Here is a 14,329-nt window from a genome sequence, read left to right as displayed (position 1 = left end):
AAATTCGACCATGGCACGCGCACCGGTCGACTTCACCAACCAGTTCCTGATCGCGATGCCCGCACACGAGGGCACGTTCGCCGGCACGGTGATCTACATGTGCGAGCACACCGAGAAGGGTGCGCTCGGGCTGGTGATCAACAAGCCGATCGACATCAAGCTCAAGAACCTGTTCGAGAAGGTCGACCTCTCGCTCGACCGCGAGGACCTGGCCGAGGTGCCGGTCTACTTCGGCGGCCCGGTGCAGACCGAGCGCGGCTTCGTGCTGCACGAGCGGCTGGGCGGCAGCGAAGGCGAGGGCGGCCACTACAACTCGTCGCTGCAGATCGCCGGCGGCCTCGAGATGACGACCAGCAAGGACGTGCTGGAGGCGCTTTCCAACGGCGCGGGCCCGAAGAAGATCCTGGTGACGCTGGGCTACAGCGGCTGGGGTGCCGGGCAGCTCGAGGACGAGATGAGCCGCAACAGCTGGATCAACGTCGGCGCCGAGCCGGCCATCATCTTCGACACGCCGGTCGAGCAGCGCTACGACAAGGCGCTGTCGCTGCTGGGCATCGACGCGAACATGCTGAGCGGGGAGGCGGGGCACGCATGATGGGCTCGGCGAGCACGATGCCACCCGCCACGCCCGTCCTTTCCTATCTCGCTTTCGATTTCGGCACCCGGCGTGTCGGCGTCGCCACCGGCAGCACCCTGACCCGCAGCGCGCAGCCGCTGCGCACGATCGCGGCCGAGGGCGATGCGCGCTTCGCGGCGATCGGGCGCGTGATCGACGAGTGGCAGCCCAGTGCGCTGGTGGTCGGCGTGCCGTTCCACCCCGACGGCGCGCCGCACGACAATACCGAGCGCGCGCGGCGCTTCGCCCGCCAGCTGCAGGGTCGCTTCAAGCTGCCCGTGCACGAGGTGGACGAGCGCTACACCACGACCGAGGCCGCCAGCGACGGCGCGCGCGACCTCGACGCGGCGTCCGCCGCGATCATCCTGAACCAGTTCCTGAGTGGATTGCCATGAGCAGCCTGAACCTCGATGCCGAAGCGCTGTACGCCGACCTGCTGGCCGGCGTGCGCCTGCTGTTGCAGCCCGACACCCTGCTCGTCGGCATCTGGTCCGGCGGTGCCTGGCTGGCCGAGCGGCTGCAGCGCGACCTGGACCGTCCCGGCGAGCACGGCGTGATCTCCAGCGCGCTGCACCGCGACGATTTCGGCTCGCGCGGCCTGACCGCCGGCGCCGACCACACCAAGCTGCCGTTCGACGTGAACGGGAAACCGATCCTGTTGGTCGACGACGTGCTCTACACCGGCCGGACGATCCGCGCGGTCATCAACGAGCTGTACGACTTCGGCCGGCCCGCGAGCGTGACCCTGGCGGTGCTGGTCGACCGCGGCGGACGCGAGCTGCCGATCGCCGCGGCGGTGTCGGCAGCGCGCATCACGCTGCCGAAGGGGCACAAGCTGTCGCTGACGAAGGACGAGGCCGGCCGCTTCAGTTTCGACATCAAGGAAGGCCTGTGATGCTCAGTCGACGCAACCCGCAACTCAACGCGCACGGCGAGCTGATCCACCTGCTCTCGATCGAGGGCCTGCCGCGGGCGGTGCTCCACCACATCCTCGACACCGCCGGTACGTTTCTGAGCGTCAACGACCGCGAGGTCAAGAAGGTGCCGCTGCTGCGCGGCAAGAGCGTGTTCAACCTGTTCTTCGAGAACAGCACGCGCACCCGCACCACCTTCGAGATCGCGGCCAAGCGCCTCAGCGCCGACGTGATCAACCTCGACATCGCGCGCTCCAGCGCCGCCAAGGGCGAGAGTCTGCTCGACACGATCGCCAACCTGTCGGCGATGCACGCCGACATGTTCGTCGTGCGCCACAGCGAGAGCGGGGCGCCGTACCTGATCGCCCAGCACTGCGCCCCGCACGTGCACGTCGTCAATGCCGGCGACGGCCGGCATCAGCACCCGACGCAGGGGCTGCTCGACATGTACACGATCCGCCACTACAAGCAGGACTTCACCCAGCTCACCGTGGCGATCGTCGGCGACATCGTGCACTCGCGCGTCGCCCGCTCCGACATCCACGCGCTGACCACGCTCGGCGTGCCCGAGATCCGCGCGGTCGGCCCGAAGACGCTGGTGCCGGGCGACCTGAAGGACATGGGCGTGCGCGTCTGCCACGACATGGCCGAGGGCATCCGCGGCGCCGACGTGATCATCATGCTGCGCCTGCAGAACGAACGCATGAGCGGCGCGATGCTGCCCAGCGCCGCCGAGTTCTTCAAGAGCTATGGCCTGACCCCGGCGCGCCTGGCGCTCGCCAGGCCCGACGCCATCGTGATGCACCCCGGGCCGATCAACCGCGGCGTCGAGATCGATTCCGATGTCGCCGACGGCGTGCAGAGCGTGATCCTGCCGCAGGTCACCTTCGGCATCGCGGTGCGGATGGCGGTCATGTCGATCATTGCCGGAAACAACGCATGAAGATCCTTGTGAAAGGCGGTCGCCTCGTCGATCCTGCATCCGGCCACGATGCGGTCGGCGACCTCGCGATCGCGGCCGGGCGCATCGTCGCGTTCGGCAGTGTCAGCAGCGAGTTCGAACCGGACCGCACGATCGACGCGACCGGTCTGGTGGTCGCGCCCGGCCTCGTCGACCTGGCCGCGCGGCTGCGCGAGCCGGGCCACGAGCACGAGGGCATGCTCGAGTCGGAGATGGCTGCGGCGGTCGCCGGCGGCGTCACCAGCCTGGTCTGCCCGCCGGACACCGAGCCGGTGCTCGACGAGCCGGGTCTGGTGCAGATGCTCAAGTTCCGCGCGCACAACCTGAACCTGGCGCACCTGTACCCGCTCGGCGCCCTGACCCGCGGGTTGAAGGGCGAGGTGCTGACCGCGATGGCGGAGCTGACCGACGCCGGTTGCGTCGGCTTCTCGCAGGCCGAGGTCGGCCTGCGCGACACCCTGGTGCTGCACCGTGCGCTGCAATACGCGGCGACCTTCGGTTACACCACCTGGTTGCGGCCGAACGACGCGTGGCTGGGCAACGGCGTCGCGGCCAAGGGCGCGCTGGCCACCCGCATGGGCCTGGCCGGCGTCCCGGTGATCGCCGAGACGATCGCGCTGGCGACGATCTTCGAGCTGGTGCGCGACACCGGTGCGCGCGTCCACCTGTGCCGCCTGTCCAGCGCCGCCGGCATCGAGTTGGTGCGCCGTGCGAAGGCCGAGGGCCTGCCGGTGACCTGCGACGTGAGCATCAACTCGCTGCACCTGACCGACCTCGACATCGGCTACTTCGACGCCGCGATGCGCGTGACGCCGCCGCTGCGCCAGCAGCGCGACCGCACGGCGCTCCGCGCTGCGCTGGCCGACGGCACGATCGACGCGCTGGTGAGCGACCACACCCCCGTCGACGCCGACATGAAGAACCTGCCTTTCGCCGAGGCCGAACCGGGCGCGACAGGCCTCGAACTGCTGCTGGCGCTCGCGCTCAAATGGGGCGAGGATGACGGCGTACCGCTGCTGCGCGCGCTCGCAACGGTGACCGCGGCGCCGGTCGCCGTGATCGGTGATGCACTGGGATCGCTGGCCGCGAGCGCGGGTCGACTGGTCGAAGGCGGCGTCGCCGACGTCTGCATCTTCGGGTTCGACCCGCGTTGGCAGGTCACGCCCGGAACGCTGCGGAGCCAGGGCAAGCACACGCCGTTCGCGGGCTACGAACTGCCGGGGCGCGTGCGTTTCACGCTGGTGGCCGGCAACCTGGCCTACGACGCGACGACCGAATGACCGTCGGCCTGCGCGCGGCCTGGCGGCTGCTGCGTTGTGTGCTGCACGCGCTGCACGGCCTGGGTGTCGTGGTGGTGCGTTTCGGCACGCTCGATGCCGGGCAGCGCCACGACCGCATCCGCTGGTGGTCGGCCAAGATGCTGCGGGTGATGGGCATCGGCCTGCAGGTCGAGGGTGTGGCACGGCCGGGCGGCGCGCTGCTGGTGGCCAACCATGTGTCCTGGCTCGACATCACCGCGCTTCACGCCGTGGTGCCGCAAGCGCGCTTCGTCTCGAAGGCCGACATCCAGTCCTGGCCGCTGCTGTCGCGCCTGGCCGATGCGGCCGATACGCTGTACCTCCAGCGCGAGCGCAAGCGCGACGCGCTGCGGGTCGTGCACCTGGTGGCTCAGGCGCTGAGCGAGCGGCAGACGGTCGCGGTCTTCCCCGAAGGCACGACCTCGGACGGCCGCAGCCTGCTGCCGTTCCACGCCAACATCCTGCAGGCGGCGATCTCGACCGACACGCCGGTGCAGCCGGTCGCGCTGCGCTTCTCGGACGCGTGCTCGCGGATCAGCCCCGCGGTCGAGTTCATCGGCGCGACGACGCTGGTCGAGAGCCTGTGGCGCGTCGCCTGCGCCGACGGGCTGGTCGCGCATGTCGCGCTGCTGCCGGCGCGGGCGTGCACGCACGCGGACCGGCGGGCCCTCGCGCAGACGCTGCGCGACGACATCGAGACGAGGCTTCAGGGCGCCGACTGAACCGTCGTCAGCCCTTGCCCTGGTTCGCGACCGCCGCCGCGGCCTTGGCGGCGGCTTCGGCGTCGCCGAGGTAGTAGCGCTTGATCGGCTTCAGATCCGCATCGAGCTCGTAGACGAGCGGGATGCCGTTCGGGATGTTCAGGCCGACGATGTCGGCGTCGGAGATGCCGTCCAGGTATTTCACCAGCGCGCGGATGCTGTTGCCGTGCGCGGCGATCACGATGCGCTGGTTCGCGCGCAGACCCGGCGCGATCGTGTCGTTCCAGAACGGCAGCACGCGGGCCACCGTGTCCTTCAGGCATTCGGTCAGCGGCACCTGGCCCCTGGGCAGGCCGGCGTAGCGCAGGTCGCTGACTTCGCTGCGCGGATCGCTGGCCTCGAGCGCAGGCGGCGGCGTGTCGTAGCTGCGGCGCCAGATGAGCACCTGGTCGTCGCCGAACTTCTTCGCGGTCTCGGCCTTGTTCAGGCCCTGCAACGCGCCGTAGTGGCGCTCGTTCAGGCGCCAGTCGTTGCGCACCGGCAGCCAGGTGCGGTCCATCTGGTCGAGCGTGTGCCAGAGCGTCCAGATCGCGCGCTTGAGCACCGAGGTGTAGGCGATGTCGAACTCGTAGCCCTCGGCCTTGAGGAGGCGACCGGCCTGCTGGGCCTGTTGCACGCCGAGCGGCGTCAGGTCCACGTCGGTCCAGCCGGTGAAGCGGTTCTCGAGGTTCCAGGTCGATTCGCCGTGGCGGATCAGGACGAGCTTGTGCATGGTGTGAGGGGATAGTGGCGTGGGCCGGGGCAGGGAGCGAGCGAATTCTATAATCGCGGTCTTTCCTCGAGACATTGGCTGCCCCGTGAAGTTCTTCATCGACAACTGGTTCCTGTTCCTCGCGGCCGCCGTGTCCGGCGGCCTGCTGGTCTGGCCGATGTTCGGCAAAGGGGCGACCAGTGGCGGCAAGGTGTCGACCGCCGATGCGGTGAACCTGATCAACCGCGAGAAGGCGGTGCTGATCGACGTGAGCGAGCCGGCCGAGTATGCCGCCGGCCACCCCATGGGCGCGAAGAGCGTGCCGCTGGCCCAGATCGAGACCTCGAACGCGTTGCCGAAGAACAAGGCGCTGCCCCTGGTGGTCGTTTGCACCACCGGCGCGCGCGCCCCGAAGGCCGTCGCCGCGCTGAAGAAGCTCGGCTTCGAGAACACCCGCGCGCTGGCCGGCGGCCTGGAAGCCTGGCGCGCCGCCAATCTGCCGGTCGAGAAGTCGGCCGCCTGACCAGGAAGAGCGATGCAACCCGTCAAGATGTATTCCACCCAGGTGTGCCCGTACTGCCAGCACGCCAAGGCCCTGTTGAAGCAGCGCGGCGTCGACGCGATCGACGACATCCGCGTCGACCTCGATCCGGGGCAGCGCGCGACGATGATGCAGTTGACCGGCGGGCGCCGCACGGTGCCGCAGATCTTCATCGGCGACACCTACGTCGGCGGCTGCGACGACCTGGTCGAGCTCGATCGCCGCGGCGGTCTCGTGCCCTTGCTCACGGGCACGGACGGCTGACATCCGGCGGCGTCACCGCCCGCGGTGATAATCCCGCCGCACTTCGCCCGCCGCGGCCCGCGGCCGGGCCCACCACACCAAACCCGAGACTCCCATGGCTGACGACAACAACCCCGTGTTCCAGATCCAGCGCATCTACCTGAAGGATCTGTCGCTCGAGCAACCGAATTCGCCGCAGATCCTGCTCGAGCAGGGCCAGCCGCAGGTCGAGATCAACCTGGCGCTGGGCGCCGGCCCGATCGGCGACAGCGTCTACGAAGTGACGGTCACCGCGACCGTCACGACCAAGGTCAACGACAAGGTGCTGTTCCTGGTCGAGGCCAAGCAGGGCGGCATCTTCGAGATCCGCAACATCCCGGAGGACCAGCTGCAGCCGATCATCGGCATCGCCTGCCCGGGCATCATCTACCCGTACCTGCGCGCGATCGTGTCGGACGTCTGCACCCGCGCGGGCTTCCCGCCGGTGCTGCTGTCGGAAGTCAACTTCCAGGCAATGTTCGAAGCGCAGCAGGCGCAGGCCGCCGGCCAGAACGGCGCCGCCTCGAACGGCTCCGGCATCATCACCTCGGCCAACTGATCATCGCCGCGACCCCGGCACGATGAACCTCACGGTCCTCGGTGCCGGTGCGTGGGGCACCGCGCTCGCAGCGAACGCGGCGGCGCGGCACCCCGTGCGGCTGTGGGCGCGCGATGCCGCCCAGGCGGCGCAAATGGGCGCGTCGCGCCGCAACGCGCACTATCTGCCGGGCGTGACGCTGCCCGACGGGCTCCAGGTCGACACCGATTTCGACGCCGCGCTCGCGCATGCCCGTGACGGGCTCGTGATCGTCGCCACGCCGATGGCCGGTCTGGCCGAGATGCTCACGCGCATCGGCACCCGCGCGGCGGGTGTGCTGTGGCTGTGCAAGGGCTTCGAGCAGCGCAGCGGCCGGCTCGGCCACGAGATCGCGCAGGCGGTGGCGCCGCAGGCGCGCGTCGGCGTGCTGTCGGGCCCGAGCTTCGCGATCGAGGTCGCGCGCGGCCAGCCGACCGCGCTCGTCGCGGCCAGCACCGATGCGAGCTTGTGCGACGAGGCCATCGACGCGCTGCACAGCGACAACCTGCGCATCTACACCTCCGACGATCCGGTCGGCGTCGAGGTCGGCGGCGCGGTCAAGAACGTGCTCGCGATCGCGACCGGCATCGCCGACGGGATGCAGCTCGGCCTGAACGCGCGTGCTGCGCTGATCACGCGCGGCCTGGCCGAGATGACGCGCCTGGGTGTCGCGCTCGGCGCGCGCGCCGAGACGTTCATGGGCCTGTCGGGACTGGGCGATCTGGTCTTGACCGCCACCGGCGACCTGTCCCGCAACCGCACGGTCGGCCGGCTGCTCGCCGAGGGGCGGCCGCTGGCCCGCATCCTCACCGCACTCGGCCACGTGGCGGAGGGTGTCTCGACCGCGCCGATGGTGCTGCAGCGCGCGGCTGCGGTGGGCGTCGAAATGCCGATCGTCGAGGCCGTCGTCGCGGTCCTCGACGGCCGCCTCACGCCGACGCGCGCGCTCGAACAGCTGATGGGTCGCGGTGCGCGGCCCGAGACCTGATTCTTCCGGAGACCTCACGCATGCAACGTCGTCACCTTCTTAAGACTTCGCTGGCCGGTGCCGCCGCCGTGCTCGCGCCCTCGGCCTTCGCGCAGGCCTGGCCGAGTCGCCCGATCCGCCTGATCGTGCCGTTCCCGCCCGGCAGTTCGCCCGACGTGATCGCCCGCGTGGTCGCGGAGCCGCTGGCGCAGGCGCTCGGCCAGCCGGTCGTGATCGACAACAAGCCCGGCGCGGGCGGTGAGATCGGTACCGCGCTGGCGGCGCGCGCCGAGCCGGACGGCTACACCTTCCTGTTCACGATCCAGGGCCCGCTGGTCACGGCGCCGATGCTTAAAAAGTCGCTGTCGTACGACCCGGTCAAGGACCTCGCGCCGGTCACGCTGGTCGCGACCTCGCCGAACGTGCTGGTCGTCGACCCGAAGCTCGGCGCCGGCACGCTGGCCGATTTCGTGCGGATCGCGAAGGAGAAGAAGGGCCAGCTGAACTACGGCAGCGTCGGCGTCGGCAGCGCCTCGCATCTGGCGATGGAGCTGTTCAAGGCGCGCGCCGGCATCGACCTGGTCCATGTGCCGTACCAGGGCTTCCCGCAGATCGTCTCGGCCATCCTGGCGGGCGAGGTGCAGGCCGGCTTCATGGTGCCGGGCATCGCGATCGGCCAGATCCGCGCCGGGAAACTGAAGGCGCTGGGCGTCACGACGCTGGGCCGCTCGGGCTCGCTGCCGGCCTATCCCAGCTTCGTCGAGCAGGGCTACGCCGATTTCGAGGCGATCTCGTGGCAGGCCGTGCTCGCGCCGGCCGGCACGCCCAAGCCGGTGGTCGAGCGCGTCGCGCGCGAGCTGATCCGCATCATCAAGAGCGACGAGGTCCGCGGCCGGATGCTGGGCCAGTATTTCAGCGCGGCCGGCACGGCGCCGGAGGCACTGGCCGGGTTGATGAAGACCGAGCGCGAGCGTTGGGCCAGGGTCATCAAGGCGGCCGGCGTCCAGGCCGAATAATCAACCGCCGCCGGCGTAGCCGTTCTGCCGCCAGGCCTCGAACACGGCGACCGCGACCGCGTTGCTGAGGTTCAGGCTGCGTTGACCGGTGCGCATCGGCAGGCGCACCCGCTGCGGCGTCCCGAAGCGCTCTCGAACGTCGATCGGCAGGCCCGCGGTCTCCGAGCCGAACACGAGCCAGTCGTTCGGCTGCCAGGCCACGTCGGCGAAAGGTCGGCTGCCACGCGTCGTGAACGCGAACAGGCGCGACGGGTCGGGCCGGGCCTCGTCGATGAATGCGACCCACGAGGCATGGCGACGCAACGGCGCGTACTCGTGGTAGTCCAGCCCCGCGCGCCGCAGCAGCCGGTCGTCCATCGAGAAGCCGAGCGGCTCGATCAGATGCAGCGCGCACCCGGTGTTGGCGGCCAAGCGGATCACGTTGCCGGTGTTCGGCGGAATCTCGGGGTGCACGAGCACGATGTTGAACATGGGGCCGGATTGTCCATGCACTGTCAGCCGCCGTCCGGCCGCGGCGTGCGTGCCAACACCCAGACGCCCACTTCGCGCGCGCCGGCCTGCAACAGCGTGCGCGCCGCCTCGGCCACGGTGGCGCCGGTCGTCATCACGTCGTCGACCAGGGTGACGGCGCGGCCCGCGAGCTCGCCGCGACGCGCCGGCTCGACCGCGAACGCGGCACGCACATTGCCGGCGCGCTCCTCGGGCAGCAGCGCGAGCTGATGCGGCGTGTCGCGCACCCTCAGCAGCAGCCGCGCGTCCGCGACGCAGCCGAGCGCGCGGCCGAGGCGGCGCGCGAGCTCCCAGGCCTGGTTGTAGCCGCGCTCGCGCAGGCGCGCATCGCTGAGCGGGATCGGCAGCAGCAGCGTCTGCGGTGGCGCGCTCTCGCGTTGCCGCGCAGCGAGCATCTGCGCGGCGAACGCCGGCGCCAGATCGAGTGCGGCGTGAAACTTGAAGCGCGTGATCAGGCCGTCCCAAGGGTGGTCGTAATCGACCGCGGCCGTCGCGGTCGCGTACGGCGGGGGGTCGACGAGACAGGCGCCGCACCTGCCGATGCCGTGCGGCGTCTGCAACGCGCAGCAACGGCAGCGCGAGACCGCGGGCGCGAAGCGTTCGACGCAGGTGGCGCACAGGCGTCCGCGACCCCACCCGTGGCAGACCGCGCACAGGCTGGCCAGCGGCGCGCCGTGACCGCGCGCCGGCAGGAATCGGGAGAAGGGCACGGCTCAATATACTGGCCCGATGCCTGCTTCCGCCGCCGACACCGCCGCCCGCCGCCTCGATCCTGTCGCGGTGCGCGCCGCCTTGCGGCGCCTGGCGCGGGCGCCGCAGCCGCCGTGGCTCCATGCGGAAATCGCGCGGCGCATGGCGGAGAAGCTGTCGGTCATCCTGCTGCAGCCCGAACGGGTGCTCGATTGGTGGAGCACGCTGGGCGCGGGTGCCGCGCTGCTCGACCAGGCGTACCCGAAGGCCCGGCACCTGCGCGTCGAGCCGGACGACGGCTGGCTCGCACCGAGCAGGGCGCAGGCGCAACGAAGATGGTGGGCGCCTTCGCGCTGGACCGGCGGCGAGCGCGCCGTGGCGATCGAGAGCGACGAGATCGACCCCGGCGCCGGGCTGGTCTGGGCCAACATGATGCTGCACGCGGTCGTCGATCCGGTGGCGCTGATCGAGCGCTGGCACCGGTTGCTTCGCGTCGACGGCTTCGTGATGTTCTCGTGCCTCGGCCCCGGCACGCTGCGCGAGCTGCGCGCGATCTACGCGCGACGCGGCTGGCCCGCACCGACCCCGGGCTTTGTCGACATGCACGACCTCGGCGACATGCTCGTGCACGCGGGCTTCGCCGACCCGGTGATGGACCAGGAAACGCTCACGCTGCGCTGGAGCGATCCGCACGCGCTGCTCGCCGAGTTGCGCGGGCTCGGCGGCAACACCGCGCCGGACCGCGTCCAGGGCCTGCGCACGCCGCGCTGGCACGCGCAGCTCGTGCGCGAGTTGGAATCGATCGCCGCGCCCGACGGCTCGATCGGCTTGAGCTTCGAGGTCGCCTACGGACACGCCTTCAAGGCCGCACCGCGGCTGCGACCCGGCGAGGCCACCACCGTGTCGCTCGACGACATGCGTGCGATGGTGCGTTCAAGCCACGGGCGGACTGGGGCGAACGAGGGTCTGCGCTAAACTCTCGCAGTTGAGCTGAGCCCGTTCGGGCGCTGGCTCTCCAGCCCGACCAGCGGCAGCTTCCCGAGACAGCAAGGATTCGCGCAGGATGTCAGTCACCCTATCCCACCTTCCCATCGCCTCGGCGACAGCGGCTCGACCGCTGCGCTTCGGTGCGGAGTCGGGTGCCGGCGAGCACAGCGTGCAGTGGCTGTTGAAGCGCAACTGCTCGGCCACGCCGCGGCAGGTGATGGGGTTCTATGCCTCGCTGAGCCTGGTGTCGGCCATCATCGGCGCCTTCTTCTGGGCACAGGGTGCGACGCTGGTGGTGCCGTTCGCATCGCTCGAGATCATCGCCGTCGGCCTGGCCCTGCTGGTCTACACCCGCCACGCCGCGGACAGCGAGCGCATCTCGCTGCGACCCGGCCGCCTGACGGTCGAACGCACGCTCGGTCGGCATGTGGAACGCGCCGAGTTCGCGCCAGCCTGGGTTCGTGTCGAGCCCGAACACGACGAGCGCTCGCTGATCGAGCTCTCGGGCCAGGGCCAGCGCATCGCGATCGGGCGCTTCGTGCGCCCCGAGCTGCGTCGCCAGCTGGCCGACGAATTGCGTTGGACGCTGCGTCGCTGGCCGTGGACGCCGGTGCAGGCACAGTCGACCTACCCCGAATCGCAAGACAAATCCGAAAACTGAAGTGGCAACCATGAAGACGATGAAAGCACTGTGGCACAGGGCTGGCCAGATCGGCGTGACGTTGGGCGCGTTGTGCGCAACCCGCCTCGCGATGGCCGTCAACGACCTGCCCGGCGGCCCCGCGGTCAACCAGCTCGACCTGCATCCGCCGGTGACCGAGATCGCCGCCGACCAGCGCTGGCTGCACTACTTCATGCTGTGGATCTGCTCGATCATCTTCGTCGGCGTGTTCGGCGTGATGTTCTATTCGATCTTCAAGCACCGCAAGTCCAAGGGTGCCAAGTCGGCCAATTTCCACGAGAGCACGACGGTCGAGATCGTCTGGACGGTGGTGCCGTTCCTGATCGTGATCGGCATGGCGCTGCCGGCGACCAAAGTCGTCGTCGCGATGAAGGACACCAGCGCCGCCGACCTGACGATCAAGGCCACCGGCATGCAGTGGAAGTGGGGCTACGACTACCTGAAGGGCGAGGGCGAAGGCATCGGCTTCGTCTCGACGCTCGACAGCGCACAGCGCGAGCAGTCCGACTCCGGCAAGCCGGAAGCCGTCGACAACTACCTGCTGAAGGTCGACAACCCGCTGGTCGTGCCGGTCGGCAAGAAGGTGCGCATCATCACCACCGCGACCGACGTGATCCACGCCTTCATGGTGCCGTCGTTCGGCGTCAAGCAGGACGCCATCCCCGGCTTCGTGCGCGACACGTGGTTCACCGCCACCAAGGTCGGTGACTACTACGGCCAGTGCGCCGAGCTGTGCGGCAAGGAGCACGCGTACATGCCGATCCACGTGAAGGTGCTGGCTGCGGCCGACTACAGCAAGTGGGTCGACGGCAAGAAGAAGGAAATGGCCGCGCTCGCCGACGACCCGGCCAAGGTCTGGACGCTGCCCGACATGCTGGCGCGCGGCGAGAAGGTCTATGCCGCCAATTGCGCGGCCTGCCACCAGGCCAACGGCAAGGGCGGCGGCCCGATCAAGGCCCTCGACGGCGCACCGGTGGTGCTCGACGCCGACCACGGCAAGCAGATCGCCGTGCTGCTGAACGGCCAGAACAACGGCGCGATGCCGTCGTGGAAGCAGCTCAGCGACACCGAGATCGCCGCCGTCATCACGTACACGAAGAACAACTGGTCGAACAAGACCGGCCAGCTCGTGCAGCCCGCCGAAGTGGTGGCCGCGCGCAAGTAACCCGAACCAGTTGCACAGCACACAGGAATTGCCATGAGCGCAGTCATCGACCACCCCGGCCACGGCCACGACCACGCACACGACGACCATGACCACGGCGCGCCGCACGGCTGGCGCCGCTGGCTCTACGCGACGAACCACAAGGACATCGGGACGATGTACCTGCTGTTCTCGTTCACGATGCTGATGATCGGCGGCATGCTCGCGCTGCTGATCCGCCTGGAGCTGTTCCACCCGGGGCTGCAGTTCGTGAACCCGCAGCTGTTCAACCAGCTAACCACGATGCACGGCCTGATCATGGTGTTCGGCGCGATCATGCCGGCGTTCGTCGGCTTCGCGAACTGGATGATCCCGCTGCAGATCGGCGCCGCCGACATGGCCTTCGCGCGGATGAACAACTTCAGCTTCTGGCTGCTGATCCCGGCGGCGCTGATGCTGGTCGGCTCGTTCTTCATGCCCGGCGGTGCGCCGGCCGCCGGCTGGACGCTTTATGCGCCGCTGACGCTGCAGATGGGCCCGTCGATGGACGCCGGCATCTTCGCGATGCACATCATGGGCGCGAGCTCGATCATGGGATCGATCAACATCATCGTCACGGTGCTCAACATGCGCGCACCGGGCATGACGCTGATGAAAATGCCACTGTTCTGCTGGACCTGGCTGATCACCGCCTACCTGCTGATCGCCGTGATGCCGGTGCTCGCCGGCGCGATCACGATGACGCTGACAGATCGCCACTTCGGCACGCACTTCTTCAACCCCGCCGGCGGCGGCGACCCGGTGATGTACCAGCACATCTTCTGGTTCTTCGGCCACCCCGAGGTCTACATCATGATCCTGCCGGCGTTCGGCATCGTGAGCGCCATCATCCCGGCGTTCGCGCGCAAGCGCCTGTTCGGCTACACCTCGATGGTGTACGCGACCTCGTCGATCGCGATCCTGTCCTTCATGGTCTGGGCGCACCACATGTTCACGACCGGCATGCCGGTCACCGGGCAGCTGTTCTTCATGTACGCGACGATGCTGATCGCGGTGCCCACCGGCGTGAAGATCTTCAACTGGGTCGCCACCATGTGGCGCGGCTCGATGACCTTTGAGACGCCGATGCTGTTCGCGGTCGGCTTCCTGTTCGTGTTCTCGATGGGCGGCTTCACCGGGCTGATCCTGGCGATGGCGCCGGTCGACATCCAGCTGCAGGACACCTACTACGTCGTGGCCCACTTCCACTACGTGCTGGTGGCCGGCTCGCTGTACGCGCTGTTCGCGGGCGTCTACTACTGGGGCCCGAAGTGGACCGGCGTGATGTACAGCGAGACGCGCGGCAAGATCCACTTCTGGTGGTCGCTGATCGCGTTCAACGTGACCTTCTTCCCGATGCACTTCCTCGGCCTGGCCGGCATGCCGCGTCGCTACGCCGACTACCCGATGCAGTTCGCGGACTTCAACGCGATCGCCTCGGTCGGCGCGTTCGCGTTCGGTCTGGCGCAGGTCTACTTCTTCCTGTTCGTCGTCGTGCCGATGATGCGCGGCAAGGGCGAGCCGGCGCCGCAGCAGCCGTGGGACGGCGCGGAAGGCCTGGAGTGGGAAGTGCCGTCGCCGGCGCCGTTCCACACCTTCGAGAACCCGCCGAAGCTGAATGCCTCGGCGACCAAGATCCTCGCCTGAGCGCCA

General features: G+C 69.3%; 18 protein-coding genes. 15 read left to right on the top strand and 3 right to left on the bottom strand.

What is annotated here, in order from left to right; genetic code table 11:
- Positions 1-10 precede the first annotated feature (10 nt).
- Genes ACWH49_RS05840 through ACWH49_RS05815 form a run of 6 tightly spaced genes read left to right on the top strand, consistent with a single transcriptional unit; the run spans position 11 to position 4,511 of the window.
- Positions 11-595, top strand: a complete 585-nt coding sequence (locus ACWH49_RS05840) for a YqgE/AlgH family protein (RefSeq protein ID WP_056465138.1) — start codon at positions 11-13, stop codon at positions 593-595.
- Positions 592-1,011 carry a Holliday junction resolvase RuvX gene (gene ruvX, locus ACWH49_RS05835; protein ID WP_448170608.1) on the top strand — a complete coding sequence of 140 codons (420 nt, stop codon included), beginning with the start codon at positions 592-594 and terminating at the stop codon, positions 1,009-1,011. The genes ACWH49_RS05840 and ruvX overlap by 4 nt, the downstream gene beginning before the upstream one ends.
- Positions 1,008-1,511 carry a bifunctional pyr operon transcriptional regulator/uracil phosphoribosyltransferase PyrR gene (gene pyrR / locus ACWH49_RS05830; protein WP_448170607.1) on the top strand — a complete coding sequence of 168 codons (504 nt, stop codon included), beginning with the start codon at positions 1,008-1,010 and terminating at the stop codon, positions 1,509-1,511. Before ruvX ends, pyrR begins: the two co-directional genes overlap by 4 nt.
- The gene (locus ACWH49_RS05825) at positions 1,511-2,473 is read left to right on the top strand and encodes an aspartate carbamoyltransferase catalytic subunit (protein ID WP_448170606.1); all 963 of its coding nucleotides are present in this window, start codon (positions 1,511-1,513) and stop codon (positions 2,471-2,473) included. Before pyrR ends, ACWH49_RS05825 begins: the two co-directional genes overlap by 1 nt.
- Entirely contained in the window at positions 2,470-3,771 is a 1,302-nt protein-coding gene (locus ACWH49_RS05820; protein ID WP_448170605.1) for a dihydroorotase, read from the top strand. The genes ACWH49_RS05825 and ACWH49_RS05820 overlap by 4 nt, the downstream gene beginning before the upstream one ends.
- The gene (locus ACWH49_RS05815) at positions 3,768-4,511 is read left to right on the top strand and encodes a lysophospholipid acyltransferase family protein (protein WP_448170604.1); all 744 of its coding nucleotides are present in this window, start codon (positions 3,768-3,770) and stop codon (positions 4,509-4,511) included. The genes ACWH49_RS05820 and ACWH49_RS05815 overlap by 4 nt, the downstream gene beginning before the upstream one ends.
- A gap of 7 nt (positions 4,512-4,518) precedes the next feature.
- On the opposite strand, the gene gpmA is transcribed toward ACWH49_RS05815, so the two are convergent.
- Positions 4,519-5,262, bottom strand: a complete 744-nt coding sequence (gene gpmA, locus ACWH49_RS05810) for a 2,3-diphosphoglycerate-dependent phosphoglycerate mutase (RefSeq protein WP_448170603.1) — start codon at positions 5,260-5,262, stop codon at positions 4,519-4,521.
- Between the two features lie 85 nt (positions 5,263-5,347).
- On the opposite strand from gpmA, the gene ACWH49_RS05805 reads away from it, so the two are divergent.
- The 5 genes from ACWH49_RS05805 (at position 5,348) to ACWH49_RS05785 (ending at position 8,624) form a co-directional block, all read left to right on the top strand.
- Positions 5,348-5,764: a rhodanese-like domain-containing protein gene (locus tag ACWH49_RS05805; protein WP_448170602.1), complete on the top strand. Its 417-nt coding sequence runs from the start codon at positions 5,348-5,350 to the stop codon at positions 5,762-5,764.
- Positions 5,765-5,776: 12 nt separating this feature from the next.
- Positions 5,777-6,046, top strand: a complete 270-nt coding sequence (gene grxC, locus ACWH49_RS05800) for a glutaredoxin 3 (RefSeq protein WP_448170601.1) — start codon at positions 5,777-5,779, stop codon at positions 6,044-6,046.
- Between the two features lie 94 nt (positions 6,047-6,140).
- A complete protein-coding gene (secB, locus tag ACWH49_RS05795) occupies positions 6,141-6,623 on the top strand; it encodes a protein-export chaperone SecB (protein WP_056465130.1) in 483 nt (160 codons plus the stop codon).
- Between the two features lie 22 nt (positions 6,624-6,645).
- Positions 6,646-7,629 (top strand): NAD(P)H-dependent glycerol-3-phosphate dehydrogenase, encoded by a 984-nt coding sequence (locus ACWH49_RS05790; protein ID WP_448170600.1) that lies wholly within the window; start codon positions 6,646-6,648, stop codon positions 7,627-7,629.
- Between the two features lie 20 nt (positions 7,630-7,649).
- Positions 7,650-8,624 (top strand): Bug family tripartite tricarboxylate transporter substrate binding protein, encoded by a 975-nt coding sequence (locus ACWH49_RS05785; RefSeq protein ID WP_448170599.1) that lies wholly within the window; start codon positions 7,650-7,652, stop codon positions 8,622-8,624.
- On the opposite strand, the gene trmL is transcribed toward ACWH49_RS05785, so the two are convergent.
- The gene (trmL, locus tag ACWH49_RS05780) at positions 8,625-9,095 is read right to left on the bottom strand and encodes a tRNA (uridine(34)/cytosine(34)/5-carboxymethylaminomethyluridine(34)-2'-O)-methyltransferase TrmL (RefSeq protein ID WP_448170598.1); all 471 of its coding nucleotides are present in this window, start codon (positions 9,093-9,095) and stop codon (positions 8,625-8,627) included.
- 23 nt (positions 9,096-9,118) lie between these two features.
- On the bottom strand, positions 9,119-9,844 hold the full coding sequence (locus ACWH49_RS05775; RefSeq protein WP_448170597.1) for a phosphoribosyltransferase family protein: 726 nt from the start codon (positions 9,842-9,844) through the stop codon (positions 9,119-9,121).
- 19 nt (positions 9,845-9,863) lie between these two features.
- On the opposite strand from ACWH49_RS05775, the gene ACWH49_RS05770 reads away from it, so the two are divergent.
- The 4 genes from ACWH49_RS05770 (at position 9,864) to ctaD (ending at position 14,323) form a co-directional block, all read left to right on the top strand.
- Positions 9,864-10,799: a class I SAM-dependent methyltransferase gene (locus ACWH49_RS05770; RefSeq protein ID WP_448170596.1), complete on the top strand. Its 936-nt coding sequence runs from the start codon at positions 9,864-9,866 to the stop codon at positions 10,797-10,799.
- An 88-nt stretch (positions 10,800-10,887) separates the two neighbouring features.
- On the top strand, positions 10,888-11,472 hold the full coding sequence (locus ACWH49_RS05765) for a DUF2244 domain-containing protein (RefSeq protein ID WP_448170595.1): 585 nt from the start codon (positions 10,888-10,890) through the stop codon (positions 11,470-11,472).
- Between the two features lie 10 nt (positions 11,473-11,482).
- Entirely contained in the window at positions 11,483-12,658 is a 1,176-nt protein-coding gene (coxB, locus tag ACWH49_RS05760; RefSeq protein WP_448170594.1) for a cytochrome c oxidase subunit II, read from the top strand.
- A gap of 33 nt (positions 12,659-12,691) precedes the next feature.
- Positions 12,692-14,323: a cytochrome c oxidase subunit I gene (ctaD, locus tag ACWH49_RS05755; protein ID WP_448170593.1), complete on the top strand. Its 1,632-nt coding sequence runs from the start codon at positions 12,692-12,694 to the stop codon at positions 14,321-14,323.
- Positions 14,324-14,329 lie beyond the last annotated feature (6 nt).

It is taken from the genome of Rhizobacter fulvus, from assembly GCF_964020785.1.
The sequence above is the reverse complement of the archived record's forward strand: the minus strand, read 5'-3'. Positions and strand labels throughout refer to the sequence as shown.